9 protein-coding genes are annotated in these 14,730 nt (G+C 55.6%); 5 read left to right on the forward strand and 4 right to left on the reverse strand.

Annotated elements, in window-relative coordinates; genetic code table 11:
* Positions 1-38 precede the first annotated feature (38 nt).
* A complete protein-coding gene (locus NZ823_02940) occupies positions 39-5,132 on the forward strand; it encodes a choice-of-anchor D domain-containing protein (protein ID MCS6804082.1) in 5,094 nt (1,697 codons plus the stop codon).
* Positions 5,133-5,751: 619 nt separating this feature from the next.
* On the opposite strand, the gene NZ823_02945 is transcribed toward NZ823_02940, so the two are convergent.
* Positions 5,752-6,288 (reverse strand): DUF2911 domain-containing protein, encoded by a 537-nt coding sequence (locus tag NZ823_02945; protein ID MCS6804083.1) that lies wholly within the window; start codon positions 6,286-6,288, stop codon positions 5,752-5,754.
* A gap of 37 nt (positions 6,289-6,325) precedes the next feature.
* On the opposite strand from NZ823_02945, the gene NZ823_02950 reads away from it, so the two are divergent.
* The 4 genes from NZ823_02950 (at position 6,326) to NZ823_02965 (ending at position 11,762) form a co-directional block, all read left to right on the forward strand.
* Complete coding sequence (locus NZ823_02950; protein MCS6804084.1) at positions 6,326-6,616, forward strand: hypothetical protein; 291 nt, start codon at positions 6,326-6,328, stop codon at positions 6,614-6,616.
* Between the two features lie 273 nt (positions 6,617-6,889).
* Positions 6,890-8,086, forward strand: a complete 1,197-nt coding sequence (locus NZ823_02955; protein ID MCS6804085.1) for a hypothetical protein — start codon at positions 6,890-6,892, stop codon at positions 8,084-8,086.
* 253 nt (positions 8,087-8,339) lie between these two features.
* Positions 8,340-9,227 carry an MBL fold metallo-hydrolase gene (locus NZ823_02960; protein MCS6804086.1) on the forward strand — a complete coding sequence of 296 codons (888 nt, stop codon included), beginning with the start codon at positions 8,340-8,342 and terminating at the stop codon, positions 9,225-9,227.
* A gap of 66 nt (positions 9,228-9,293) precedes the next feature.
* Positions 9,294-11,762, forward strand: coding sequence for a protein kinase (locus tag NZ823_02965; GenBank protein MCS6804087.1), 2,469 nt, complete (start codon positions 9,294-9,296; stop codon positions 11,760-11,762).
* 122 nt (positions 11,763-11,884) lie between these two features.
* Here NZ823_02965 and NZ823_02970 read toward each other — a convergent pair whose 3' ends face one another.
* Genes NZ823_02970 through xseA form a run of 3 tightly spaced genes read right to left on the reverse strand, consistent with a single transcriptional unit; the run spans position 11,885 to position 14,379 of the window.
* The gene (locus NZ823_02970; protein ID MCS6804088.1) at positions 11,885-12,778 is read right to left on the reverse strand and encodes a polyprenyl synthetase family protein; all 894 of its coding nucleotides are present in this window, start codon (positions 12,776-12,778) and stop codon (positions 11,885-11,887) included.
* Positions 12,771-13,022 (reverse strand): exodeoxyribonuclease VII small subunit, encoded by a 252-nt coding sequence (locus tag NZ823_02975; GenBank protein MCS6804089.1) that lies wholly within the window; start codon positions 13,020-13,022, stop codon positions 12,771-12,773. The genes NZ823_02970 and NZ823_02975 overlap by 8 nt, the downstream gene beginning before the upstream one ends.
* Positions 12,955-14,379 carry an exodeoxyribonuclease VII large subunit gene (xseA, locus tag NZ823_02980; GenBank protein ID MCS6804090.1) on the reverse strand — a complete coding sequence of 475 codons (1,425 nt, stop codon included), beginning with the start codon at positions 14,377-14,379 and terminating at the stop codon, positions 12,955-12,957. Before xseA ends, NZ823_02975 begins: the two co-directional genes overlap by 68 nt.
* Between the last annotated feature and the right edge of the window lie 351 nt (positions 14,380-14,730).

Below are 14,730 nucleotides of genomic sequence, written 5' to 3' on the forward strand. Positions count from 1 at the left end.
TATTCCAAAGCAGCCCGGTGCTCAAAACAGGAGTGGCGATGATGAGACGTTGGTTGGTTTTCACGTGTTTGTTGGTATTGCTTTGCGTTGGCGTTGAACGGCATCGGTTAGCAGTAGCGCAACAGTTCTCCTCTGCGCAGAATCTTTCCAATACCCCTTCGCCTTCAACAGAACCCGGTATTGCCATAGCGCGCGCGACAGGCAATATCCATGTTGTCTGGGCTGATGCCGGGCGCATCTTGTTGCGTCGGACGACGGGTGACAATACCAACTTCGGCGCTGCCGTCACTGTAGCCGTCGGTTTTTCCAGCACAGCAGAGCCGGATGTGGCAGTTGACCAAACTGGCAACAACATCTATGTGGCATTTGCTGCAACTTTGCCCGGCGGAGGCGGACAAGTCGCCAGAATATATTTCTGTCGTTCAACCAACGCCGGCGCTAACTTTTCGCAACCGGTGGTTCTTTCCACAGGTACACAAGCCACAGCTCCTGCTCTTGCTACCGACATGGCTGGCCGGAATGTCTATGTTGTTTGGTCTGAGGTGAACCCCGATGGTCGGCCTGTTATTTCACTTCGACGTTCGAGCGACGGTGGCGTGTCTTTTGGTCCTTCGCTCACCTTATCGGCTCCTGCTGATACGAGGCCTTCTCAGCCCGATGTTGCCGTTGATCAAACGACCGGCGTATACGTCGTGTGGCATTCGCAGGTAGATTCACAGACGACTCCATTCCGCATTCGGTTTGTCCGTTCAACGAATCAGGCCGCGACATTCTCCGCGCCGACAACTATCTCAACCACTCCAGGGCCATCTACGGAACCAGCCATAGCGGTTGATGAACTGGGCTTGTTTAGCATCGTCTGGGCTGAGAACGGCGGCCCGCTGCCCGGCATTTTGCATGCTCGGTCTACGTTGCAAGGAACGCTTTCGGTAACGCGTGCAATTGCGCCGACATCGCCGGGCGAGGCCGCTTCACATCCCAACGTTGCGATTGACAGTAGTGGCGCAATCAATGTCGTTGGCGCGTTGGCTATCTCTGGTATCACAGCACTGCCTGCCGAAGTCTACTTCGCTCGCTCGACGAACAACGGGGCCAGCTTTTCCTCAGCCGTCAACCTGTCTCAGACAGCAGGTAATTCAATTCTTCCGGTCATCGCCGCGCAAACCACGGGCAATCTGGCCATCGCCTGGGATGATAATTCAACGGCCAATCGTGAAATTTTATTCGTTCGTGGCGTGCTGGCGCCGGCGGCTGTCCCGGATATTGATGTTGCCCCCACGAGCCTGAATTTCGGCAACGTCAATCTTGGGCAGAGCCGTGACCAGTCATTCACCATCAGGAACGTGGGCAACGCTGCGCTGCTCATTGACGCGCTCAGCATCAACAATCCGCAGTTCACGCTCGTTTCCCCCAGCGGAGTCGCAGGAACCGAGCTGGCGATTGATGATGGTAGCGCGGAATCACTCATCGGATTGAATCAGGCTGGCACGATCTATTGCATCAATCGGCTGCGACCATCGAGCTATCCGGCGACGCTCTCGCATGTAAGAATTTTCTTTGCCGGTGGTCGGTCGAATTTGTCACTGGGAGCGGCTCTGGCGGTGCTGGTTGGCGTCAATCCTGATGGCGATGAGAATATCAACGGGACGAACTTTCAGGCGACCAACGCCAGTGTGCAACTACTCGATGGTTTCAACACCTATGATGTCCCTGATGTCACCATCAGCGAAGGCGATTTTGTCGTCGGTTTTCGCATGACGATTCCCAACACGGTCTTCCCCGGCGCGTTGGATACGACGCCGCCATCAAATCGTCGCTCCTATTTTTCTTCCGATGGAACAACATTCGCCCTAACGCCGAATGTGGGCATTGACGGAGATTGGTTAATTCGTGGGCGACTCGCCGGCGGGCTCACGATTGCGCCCAACGGAGAGCAACTGGTGACAGTTCGGTTTGCGCCGACGGCTGTGGGCACACAATCGGGCTTGTTGAGCATCACGAGTAACGACCCGGATGAATCGTCAGTGAACGTCAGTCTCACGGGCGTTGGCGTGCAAGCGCCGACCGGCATATTGAATGTATCGCCGACGACGTTGACATTCAACACAACGGTCGGACAAACAACGCCGCCAACAATGAGCTTCACCGTCAGTAATCAAGGCACTGCGGCATTCAGTTACAGCATCAGCAATAACAATCCGGCGTTGGTGAGCGTTTCTCCAGAATCAGGCACGCTGGCCGGTGGTCAGTCGAATGTGATCACTGTCGTTGTGACACCTCCCACGCAACCGGGAACCCGGCAGGCAATACTGACAGTCACAGCCCCCGGCGCGCAAAACGGCGTCCAATCGGTGACTGTGACAGTCAATACCACGGCGCCGGCGCTGCCTGATTTCGTCGTGAGCCAACTCACGATTTCGCCGACCAGCGTGCAAGCAGGCGGCCAGGTGCTGATGAACGTCTCCATTCTCAATCAAGGCACCGGTTCAGCGGGCGCCGCCACTCATGAGGTTCGCTTGTCCAGCGATGCCGTGATTACATCAGCAGATCAATTGCTCCTGGTGATTACGTCCAATCCGCTGAGTCCCGGCGCAGCAGCGACCTTCACGCAACTGCCGGTCACGATTCCCGCCGGGACGGCGCCCGGCCCGATGTTCCTTGGCGTCATCGCTGATGCTGCGAATGCGGTGGCTGAATCAAATGAAACGAACAATATCGCTACCGTTGCGCTGACCATCACCTCACCGCAACAGGCTTTCAATGTGGTCAACATATTCCCAGCAGATCGCGCGCAGAATGTGCCGCAGGAGACGCGCATTCAGGTTGATTTTTCTGCGCCGCTTGTGGCCAGCTCAGTGACGCCGCAATCGCTCACGCTGACGACCCTGGCCGGTCAGCCGATTCCTGGAACCGTGGCAGCCGTTGGCAACCGAGCGTTTTTCTTCCCGAGCGAACGGTTGCCGGCGCAAACAACTTTTCAAATCAGGCTCGCCGCCAGCATTCAAGGAAGAGTAGAGGAAACCATCGTCAGGTTGGGAAGGGACTTGCTTAGTACCTTCACCACCGAGCCAGCCGTTGCTCGCGGCCAACCGCCTACAGATAGCGGCCAACCTGTCCGGTTCGACGTCGGCGGTGTGGTCACCGACGATGCACAAACCGGCGCGATGGTGCGCATACCGGAATACACGTTGAAAACGGATGTGCGGGTGAACATCGTTGTGCTGGATTCTGACCAACGATTGCCGCTGATCAATAATCAATGCGATGTGCCGATTGATGCCTCCACGCGAGTGCGGCCGGTCGCCGGATTTGTGCGTGTTTCGGAGTTGGTTCGCTTTGAAGCGCAGCCATGTGACGCGGTGGCGTTCAGTCCTGCGATGGATATGACGATTCCGTTGCGCTCGGCATTTCGCGGCGCCTTCGTTGTCGGAACCCGATTACCATTGTTCCAACTGGCTCAAACGGACGATGGACTCGCCTTTTTGGATACCGGTATAGAAGCTGAAGTGACACTGCCAGGAACATTATTCTTTGGTGATTTCGCCATCGCGTCGGGCGTTGAAGTGTTTGGGACGTTTGCTTTGTTTGCTCCGATTAGCCAAGCCTCGGGCCGCCTCCGCATGCCGCTCGTTCCCTCGTGGTACGAAGTGGCTGCCTATGAAGAAGTGGCTAACTCGCCCACGTCGGTGGCGCAATCATCCCAACAGCCGCACACGCTCTACTTCCCAGCAGTGTTCGGTCAGCCGTCGGTGCGGGATACGCAATTGTCGTTCGTCAATCTGGCTCAGAACGAGGCACGAACGGTTCGGTTATTCGCGTATAACAACGATGGTAGCCCACACGGCTTGCAACAGACAATTTTGTTGCCGGCCGGTCGGCGAGCCGCAGTGCTCGTATCAAATCTCTTTCCAGGGTTACAAGGTTCGATTGTCGCGCGCGCCGACGGGCCGGTCAGCGGCTTGTACGAAACTGCGAATGACTTCATTGACGTCCCGCAGGTCCTTACCGGCGTCCAGGCCATTACTTCGCCACAACCAGCGATTGTGTTTCCCAACCTGCGAACACAAGGCGGGGCCTTCACAGAAATTCACATTTTCAATCCCAATGAGGCAGATGTTCAACTGCGAATCACTGCCTTCAGCGCCACCGGTGGCGAAGTGCTCGGTCATACCCTCTTGCTCAGACCACAAGAAAAACTGGTCCGCTCCAGCATAGGAACATCATCGGGAGAACCTTCGCTGGTAATACCATTTGATCAGCTCGACGGCGGTTCGCTCATTGTCGAATCGCTCGGCGGAGGTGATATTGTCGGTGTGCAGTTGTATGGAGAAACGATGCGAAACCTCGCCGCGTTAAATGCTGTCGGTCTGCCTGCCGGATGTCGGGCGACAGGCACGGGAAGCTGCCAGTTTGATCCGTTAGTGCCACCGGCGGCGCGGCAGCATAGCCTCTTTGCCCTCTACGTTGATTCGGCCAACAATACCGATGTGGTGGTGGCTAACGTGAGTGATACCGACAAACTTGTCGCCTTCTCTGCCTTTGACTCATCGGGACGCTTTCTGGCCAGTTTCCCGACGCGCGATTTTATGCCGTTGCCTGGGCATCATGTTTTGCGGCGATCTATAGCTTCATTGTTTGGCTCGGTCGCATCGGCGGTGAGTTATGTGCGCGTCGAGGATCAAAACTCGGTATTGGTTGGAGCCAATCCCAGTCAGGATCGCTCGTCAGGAAGCTACCTAACGACGGTGCAGTTAGCTGCTGATCTTGCCTCGCAGGGTCTGGATGCAGCCGACCTGATTTTCGCTCGGTTACAAAACCAGCCGCCGACAGTAACGGGTTTGCTGGTCATGAACCCGAATAATAACGCGGTCAGGTTCCGAATTATCGTCACCGACACAGCGGGGAATACGATCCAATCCCCGCCGGCCACGGCGGCGCCTCATACGGTGGCAGCTCGCGGCGTGTATACCTTCACGCGACAATCGTTATCCACATTGTTCCCTAGCGTGACGAGCGGCCACTTCATGATCCGCGTCATACCCGATGCTTCGCCAGCGACCGGCGAGAAGTTGCTTCCGGTCGCGATTTATCGTGGGGCAAATTATGTATCGGCGGTGATGGCAGAGAAGTGATCATGTGTAGTTTTCAATTGCCTTCTGCCAGAGAGCGGCAATAGGAGCGCGCGCAGCCGCGATGATAATATCAATAATCCGCAGAAAGGCCATGTTTGATGAAATGACATGGAAAGCGGGAGCAGAAGTTGCCAAGCGCCGGTCTCCGATTCTCTGTGCGCATTTCATGACCTCGTCATGATGGTGGGTCACCTCCGGAAGCCGCGCAACCGGCCTGTGGCAACGTTGCCAGACGTGCAACGCCTGGGGCAGCAAAGCAGACCATCGTGGCGCGTTGCAGACGCCCCACAGCAAGCGCGTTTGTGGCCAGTGATTGGAGAGCCTGAACGGGATTCTGAGAGAACGAGGTGACGCCTCTTGAAGGCGTGACGGATTGGGGGATGACGGCTCCCAGACGTTGCACATCTGGCTACCGGCCGTGCGGGCGGCTACCGCGCCGGCTGCTCGACGTCAGCGGGCAGCCACGGAGCGACACCCCTCCAGCCATGCGCCGCCGCAGCACAAAGCCGCCAAGTTCCAGTCACAGGCCGGCGCCTGAGGACGCTCGCTCCACGAGCCCGGGCGGGTGAGCCGCTGACAGTGAACCCGCGCCTGCTCTCAGGCCACCGAAGCAGCAACCTTACTTCAATCTGAACTCGACACTGGCGCGCGTGTTTTCCCACTCCAGTTTCATCACGCCGCCTTTGCCCGATTTGTCAAAGCTGATGGTGAACTGTTCGACGGGCGTCTGAAGCGATTCGACTTTCATTTCGATACGCGCCAGGTCTTGCGACTCATCGTAGACGGTTCCCCACTGTCCCGTCTGTTTGTTAATGATTAGCGTCCATTTGTTGGGTGACGGGATGGTATAGAGTGTGTAGCTGCCTTTAGGAATAGTTTTGCCACCCATAACAAGATCGGCCTCGGTGGTGAAGCTGGTAGCTTCGTTAGCACCGGTGCGCCAGACCTTATCGTAGGGAACGAGCGCGCCCATGATTTTGCGTCCGCGCATTGAGGGCCGGCTGTAGGTCACGGTGATTTTCTTGCCATCAAGCGTGAACTCGGCCGTGTCCAATGGGCTGAGGCGCTGTCGTTGGCCAAAAGCCGACGCCGCAAAAACTACACATGAGACAAGCAAGCAACCTATGGTGATGCGAGTGAGTAAATGTGACATCATGCTGAGCTCCTCCAAAAATGCAGGCACAGATGCACTGATGAACAGATTTTCAATCAGTCAATCAGCGGTGCTTGTTTTTCATCGTTTCTCCCGTGTCGTCACGGACGACATCAGCAACTCCTCCAACAATGTGGCGCAAGAGGTTTTATCTTGCGCCTATGGGTTCACCGTTTTCGCAGGTCGCGCCATCGAGTCAATGACGCATCAGCGAACCGAGCGGCAAATCTATCGGGCAACCGAGCGCCCGTCAAGAGAAGTGAAAAACATCAGTGATGAGCCTTGCTGCGTCGTGGTCATCAGGTTCTGTCACGACGTGGACAGATTGTGAACATCGTTGTCAGTGTTAGCCAACATGCCCTGTGTCAAGCAGTAGCGCGTCAGCGGTGACCACGAAGTGTCAACGATTATGAACACGGTCGCACATCGAGTGCGGGCTGATCAGCATTGAGCCAACGCAGTGTGACGCAGGCTAACGGTTGACGTGCAGTGTGTTGTCATTGGGTGAGATCGGCATCATCTGGATTTGTGAGAGGATGGCACACTGCTTGCACTCTCCGGTTGTGAGGTTCCAATGAACCCAAATCAAACCAAAGGAGAGGCAATGATGATTTCAAGAACATTTTTCACTCATCACTGGTTGAGAAGGTGTGTGGCGCTTGTCGTAACGCTGCTTGCTCAACTTTCATTACTTCATGCCAGCCCTGTGGGTGGGCAGATTCCCGTGGAAACAAACAATCTACCGCAACAGCGCCCCGATGTCGCGTATGACACGCTGGCCAGCCGTTATCTTGTGGTCTATTCCGAGGGCGTCGGAGCTGGGCAGGAAATTTTCGCTAAGCTCTTTCGCGATAATGGGACGCTGTTAGCCGGACCGGTGAACATCAGTGCACATGCCGGTCAGCCTGATGATCAACCCGCCGTCGCTTTTAAGGCGGCGACCAACGAGTATCTGGTTGTCTGGCGATATGGCGTTGCTGGTGGCAATGACATTTATGCGCGACGGGTTAATAGCAACGGCGTGCCGGTCGGCGCTCCGTTTCCCGTATCAAGTACGCCGGCGGATGAAGGGCAGCCGGATGTCGCCGCTGATCCGCTGAGCAATGGCCTGTTTCTGGTCGCTTGGCACGAAGTTCCCACCGCCAGCAATCGAGGTCAATTTCTTACCAATGCTGGGGCGTTAGTCGGTCCTTCATTTCAACTTTTTACCGTGACGCGGACGATGCCGCGACTGAGCTACGGGGACTCCGGCATAGCCAATTACTTTGTTGCTACGACGATTGACGCCAATACCCGCGTCTTAGCGCGTCGCGTCGCCAGTGGGCCGGCGCTGGGTCCGATCATGGTGGTCAACGCGACGCCCGCCGTGATGTCTCCCGACCGTGACGCGCCGGTGGCCTTTCATCGGAGTGTGGGGCGATTCCTGATCGCCTACATTGCGCAAGGCGCTAATCAGATTCGAGGTCGGTTCCTTGATGTCGCGCCCAATCCGGTGTTGGCTGAGGTGCTGATCGTGCCAGTGGGTGGCGTTGTTCGCTCGTTGGATGTGGCGTCCGGGTTTGACACCAACTTGCAGCCGCGATTCATTGTGTCGTTCGATCGTTTAGGCGACATCTTCTGCGTGCCATTGAATGGCATCGCCGTCGTGGGACCACAGGAGCCGATTAACGTTGACGGCGTGGATAACGATTCGCAACCCGCCGTGACGTTCGGGCGAGCGCCGCTGGACTTCTTCACCGTATGGCAACATGCCGGTCCGGCCTCGCCGGACATTCTCGGACAGCGGCATGAATTGCCGTAGTTGAATAAAGCTTGACCCAAACCGCAGAGTTCGCCAACGGCGGCTGGATTCAACACCAGATGCGCCCTCCGTCCGTCGCCGTGGCGGTCTCTGCGGTTTTTGCTCGTGCTGCGTTGGACAGCGCCTCTTCATGCGCAAATCATCGGTTCTGCGGTTCGATCTATCCATGGGCGATCGGTTGACTTGGTCATGCTTGACTCCTAGAATGTGCCCCGCCATGCAAACAGGCAACACCTCAAGCAAGGAGGCCTCAATGAGTGCAAAGTGGTTGATGGTTCTTTGTTGTCTTGCCGTAGCCGTCAAGCCGACGCTCGCGCAACAGGATTTCTCCAACGTGCAAATGAAAACGACGCCGGTCTCCGGCCACGTTTACATGCTTGAAGGCGCCGGCGGTAACATTGGTGTCTCTGCTGGCCCTGATGGCATATTGATCGTGGATGATCAATTTGCCCCATTGGCCGAAAAAATCCGCGCGGCGCTCAAAGCGATCAATCCCGGCAAATTGAAGTTTGTGTTAAATACTCATTGGCATGGAGACCATACAGGCAGCAATCGGATCTTCGGCGCCGAAGCCACTATCATCGCTCATGAGAATGTGCGAAAGCGGTTGATGACAGACCAGCATCTACTGGGACGACATGTGCCGGCTGAACCGAAAGAGGCTTGGCCGGTGATTACGTTCGATGAGTCGCTCACTATCCACTTCAATGATGACGAGATTCGGATGATTCACTTTCCGCATGGGCATACCGATGGTGATAGCATCATCTTCTTCACCAAGGCCAACGTGGTGCACATGGGTGATGACTTTTTCGCCGGCCGATTTCCGTTTGTGGATTTGAATAGCGGAGGCAGCGTTGACGGCCTTATCAAGAACGTCGAAACGCTGATTCGACAGCTCTCGCCGGATGTCAAGATCATCCCGGGTCACGGGCCGCTATCCACGCTCGATGATTTACGGGCTTATCATCGGATGTTAGTTGAGACGACCAGTCTGATTCGCCTGCGCATCGCAGCCGGCAAAACGCTCGAACAGATTAAAGCCGAAGGATTGCCTGATCAGTGGAAGTCGTGGGGCTCCGGCTTCATCTCAACGGAGCGTTGGATCGAAATTGTCTACAACAGCCTGACGAAGAAATGAATCGTTCTGGGTGCTGGTTGCATGGTCATGGTGCGTTTCCTATAATCCATGACGAGAGTGGCTGATATGGACAAGCAGATCCTCCACTACCGAATTTTGTCGCAGCTCGGCGAAGGCGGTGGCGGGACCGTTTATAAAGCTGAAGATACAAAACTGAAGCGCACGGTCGTGATCAAGGTGCTGGCTCGTGATCTGGCTCTTGATCCAACGGGCCGCCAGCGATTTTTGCGAGAAGCGCGATTAGCCTCAGCGCTGGATCATCCCAATATCTGCACCATCTACGAAATTAACGAGATTGAGGGGACATTCTTCATCGTCATGCAATTTGTCGAAGGCAAGACGCTGAAGGAGATTCTGGCCAAAGGCCCACTGGATCTGAAAAGCGCGTTGGCCATTGCTATTCAACTGGCCGATGCGCTGACAGCGGCTCATGAACGCGGGATTGTTCACCGTGACATGAAATCAGCCAATATCATCATCACCCCGGAAGGCCAGTGTAAAATTCTCGATTTCGGACTCGCCAAGCAGTATGGCGAAGGGGCTACCGGCGATGAATTGACGATGCAAGGCGCATTGTTGGGCACGCCGTCGTTCATGTCGCCAGAGCAAGCTCGCGGCGAGCGCGTTGATTTTCGCTCGGATATTTTCTCGTTGGGCATCATCATGTACGAGATGATGACGGGGGAGCGTCCGTTCAAAGGGCGGTCGCGCGTCGAAATTCTCCAATCGGTGATCGCTCACGATCCGCCGCCGATGAGCCAGTTCAATCGGCAAATCTCGCCTGAGCTCGAACAAATTGTCCGCCGCGCCTTGGCCAAGGATCGTCAGGACCGCTATGCGCGCACGCGCGACTTGCTCAACGCTTTGAAGCAGGTGGCGCGCGAGCAATTTGGCGAAACCGGCATGATTCCCGGCGAGATGTCGGCTCATATCAGCTCACCTCAACATCTGGAGCGCCCGTGGTTCGGCAAGGGCCTGTTCAACAAATTGTTTGGCAAATCACGCCGCTCGCCCGGTTCGGTTGAGACCGTCTCGGCCGGCACGCCGGCGGAGCGAACCGTCACACCCTCGGAGCCATCCATTAGCTCCTGGACAACCAAGGAGCGCAAGACGCTGGCCATTCTGCCGTTCAAAAATCTTGGCGCTGATCCGGCTAGCGATTTCTATGGATTCTCACTGGCCGATAGTGTCATCACCGAGTTGGCAAAAGTACAATCGTTGGTGGTAACACCGTCCAGTTACATTGCCCGTTATCAACATCGTGACATTGACCCGCGCGAGGCTGGTCGCGAGCTGTCGGTGGATGCCGTGTTAGTTGGTAGTTTTCTATCGGCAGGGACGCGATTTCGTGTCACGCCGCAACTGGTTGACATCGTGACCGGAGAGATTTTGTGGACGGATAAAATTGATGTAGATCATGCGGACATCATCACGTTGCAAGATGCTATTGCCGGCAAGATTGTCACCGGTTTGAAGGTGAAGCTCAGTCAGGCCGAGCAGGAGCAGATGAATCGCCCGACAACCACCAGCCCGGAGGCCTACGAGGCTATGTTGCGTGGCAAGCACCTGCAGATCAAGGCAATTTATCAAACCTACAGCAAAGATGATCTGGATGGAGCCGTCCAGATGTTCAAAGAAGCGATTGCCCTGGACCCACAGTTTGCTCAGGCTTACGCCGGTTTGGGACGATGTTATGCCAATTATGTCATTCGCAGTTTGGGCGGTGTGCAGTATTATGAGCTGGCTGAAAGCGTTCTTCAAAAGGCATTAGAATTGGACGATGGGTTAATTGATGCGCGCATTCATCTGGTCTATATCTACCTCTTCAAGGGGCAGAAAGAAAAAGCGAGACAGGAAGTGAGCGAATTGCTTCAACGCGCTCCGAACGATGCCACTGTGCATGCCGTAGCTGCCAATCTGTATCGCTGGGATGGACTTTACGAGGCCGCCTTACAACAATACAACATCCGCATTAGTTTGTTTCCTGTGGCGGCGCCGGAAGGGTATTCCGGTCGGGCGCGCATCTTCACTTATCAGGGACGCTACGAGCGCGCTTTGGAAGAATTCAACAAGGGGCTGGCCATCGAACCTCATCACGCTGGACTGAAAGCGTTCATGGCTGAAACGCTGTTTTATATGGGTCGCATAGATGAGGCGATGGAGATGCTGAACGAATCGCTGGCCGCTAATCCCAATGTGCAATATTCCCGCATCTTCCTTGCCATGTGCTACGCCAAAAAAGGCGAGCCTGAGAAAGCGCGTGAGATGATTGATGAGAAGGTGGAAACCTTTGCCCGAGCCGATGGCGACGGCGCCTTTTGGCTTGGCTCCATCTTTGCTTTGTTGGGACAGACCGATGAGGCCATCCAATGGTTGACGCTGGCGACCCGCATCGGTTACGAGAATTTCCCCTGGTTTGAGCGAAATCCTAACCTCGATCCGATACGTCAGGAACCGCGCTTCATCGAGTTAATGGATCACTTGCGAGCTCGCTGGGAACAACTGGCGCAAGAGACCGAGCGATCAAGCCGTTGACTGACCCTCGCCGTCCACACAACGTATACGCGCGGCGCCCACTGGCGCACAGGATCGAGCGATCAAGCTGTTGACCGACCAATCTACTGTTGTTCGATGTCAGCCTGTCACAGCATCGGCGGTCATGAGATTCGTTCGATGATGTAACGCGCCAGTTGCTCAAGTCGAGTGACATCACGATGCAGGTAGGTAATTTCGGCCACGGCTCCATCCACGAGTTGATGTGCAAGCTGACGCGACTGCTGGAGGCCGTAGAATGCCGGGTAGGTCGCTTTGCCGACCTTCATGTCCTTGCCCGGCGTTTTTCCCAGTTGGGCGCGCGTAGCGGTCAGGTCGAGGATGTCATCCACGATTTGAAAAGCCAGTCCAATGGCTTCTGCATAAGCGGTGAGCCGCTGAAGCTCCAGCTCATTGGCATCGCCCAGTAGGCCGCCAGCGCGGACGGATACTTTGATTAAGGCGCCTGTTTTGGCTCGGTGCAGGCGTTCCAACGCGGTCGCATCAATCGGCGAGCCTTCAGCCAACATATCCATGACTTGTCCTGCGATCATCCCTTGTTCGGTGCCGGCAGCCATCGCGATCTCGGCTATCAATTGACTCTGTCGTTGAAGAAACAATGGGTCACTCGATGCCTGAGCCAGCGTTTGAAACGCTCGTGTTAGCAATGCATCACCGGCTAAGATGGCAATCGCTTCGCCGAACACTTTATGGCAGGTTGGTTGCCCACGTCGCATCTCGTCATTATCCATAGCAGGCAGATCATCATGGATGAGCGAGTAGGTGTGAATCATCTCAAGCGCGCAACAGACAGGCTTGAGCCAATCTTCCGGCGCGTTGAAGACTTCGCCGGCCGCGAGCGCCAGAATAGGACGTAGTCGTTTTCCGCCGGCAAAGATGCTATACCGCATGGCTCGATGTATTTCGCCAGGCGGCGTATCTTCGGGCGGTAGATAACCGTCGAGCCAGGCATCAACCTGTTCACGCCTGACTCGCATGTACTCGTCGAAGTTAGCCATCCTTCAAGTCAGCGTCGAACGGCACGGTGGTCGTTTGTCCGTTTTGCGTTTGCACGAGCATCTCGATTTTGCGCTCGGCTTCGTCCAGTCGTTGTTGACAGATTCGCGTCAACCCAATGCCTCGTTCAAATAATTCAAGGGATTTCTCCAGCGGGAGATCACCCCGTTCAAGTTGTTCAACGATATTTTCCAGTTCTTTCAGAGCTGACTCGAATGTCGGCTCCCGTGTTGCTTTTGTCATCATCTATGACCTCTTGTGTGATGCAGGTGAGTTGTCCTTCTGCTAACCGGATCAATAATGGATCGCCGACAACAACCTCTGCCGCGCGGCGCACAATCTGGTGAGTGGGTCCCCACACGATGGCGTAACCGCGTTGTAACACCTGAAGCGGACTGAGGGCATCCAGTTTGGAGCAAACCACCTCAAAATGTCTATGACAGATGTCCAGTCGCTGGCGCAATCCGTGGAGCAGCTTTTGTTGTGCAAGATTGATGTGCCCGCGTTGTCGGGCGATGCGCTCACGCAGCCGCACGCTGGCTACCTGCCGCGACAATCGCTCAAATTGCTCCCGCCGGGCCTTAATCAAGGTTGTCAGACTGACGTAGAGCCGATGAGCGAGCTCATCAACACGCTGAATGTATTGCTGCAAGGCTCCTGCGGTCTGATTGAAGCCACGACGGGCTTGTAATTGTGCAAGGCGATGTCGCCATGTCGTCAATTGAAAGCTCATTGCTTTATGCAAGCGGCGCGAGTAAGCAGCTACTGCATCGAGTAACTCATCCCGTCGTGCTGCCACCATTTCAGCCGCGGCTGACGGCGTCGGCGCGCGGACGTCAGCGACGAAATCGGCAATGGTAAAATCTGTTTCGTGTCCCACTGCTGAAATGACTGGCAATCGGGAATGAAAAATGGCTCGAGCGACCACTTCTTCGTTGAACGCCCATAGGTCTTCCATCGAGCCGCCGCCACGTCCGACAATCAGCACGTCTACATCGTCTCGTTGATTCATCACCTTGATAGCGTGAGCAATTTGTTGGGCTGCGCCTTGACCTTGCACGGCGACCGGATACAACAACACGCTGACGCCTTTGTTACGTCTGGTCAAGACGCGCAGCATGTCACGAATGACAGCGCCTGTCGGTGAGGTGATCACGCCGACACGCCGCGGCAGCAAGGGAAGCGGCCGCTTGCGAGCTTGATCAAACAGTCCCTCTTGTTGCAATCGCGCTTTGAGTTGCTCAAACGCCATCTGCAATGAGCCGATGCCAACCGGCTCCATGTGCTCGACGACCAGTTGATAGTCGCCTCGTTGCTCGTAGACGGTGACGCGCCCACGCGCAAACACTTCAACGCCATCAGCCGGCGTAAATTTGATCAGCCGGTTGAACATTTTGAATGAAGCGCAACGCAACTGAGCCGTGGCGTCTTTGAGTGTGAAATACCAATGACCTGAACTGTGCGCCTTGAAATTCGAAATCTCGCCGCGCACCCACACATCGCGAAACTTGCCTTCCAGCAACGTCTTGATCTGTTGCGTCAATTGGGTGACGGTCAGGGTCAGTCGCTCGTTGCTCAGGTGTGCCAGAAGGGGTTCTGCCATGAGGCAGCAATGGTAACGTTGGCGCTCAGTTGTGTCAATCAACGCATCGGCTGGCCTGTGTGACGTTGGTTCGTGCTCGCCGCCTCATGGTTGAAAGTCAGCGTGGCCGTGATCCGTGTCACATTGCTGCCCCTGCAACCAATCGGGGTCAGTTCTACGAAGGGCTTTATCGGGAACAACGCAGTACTGAACCCCGCTTGATTGCAAGATGGCAGTATTATGCCTACTGGAGTCGTGTTGGACAAGGGAATTTTATCATTCTTGTGATTCTGGTTGGCTCACGGTGTGGCGAGCCGTTGCATTTCCTGTCAACCTCCGCCACAATTAGCACGGTCGTATGACGAAAATCGT

This window comes from Blastocatellia bacterium, assembly GCA_025054955.1.
Taxonomy (GTDB): Bacteria; Acidobacteriota; Blastocatellia; order HR10; family J050; genus JANWZE01.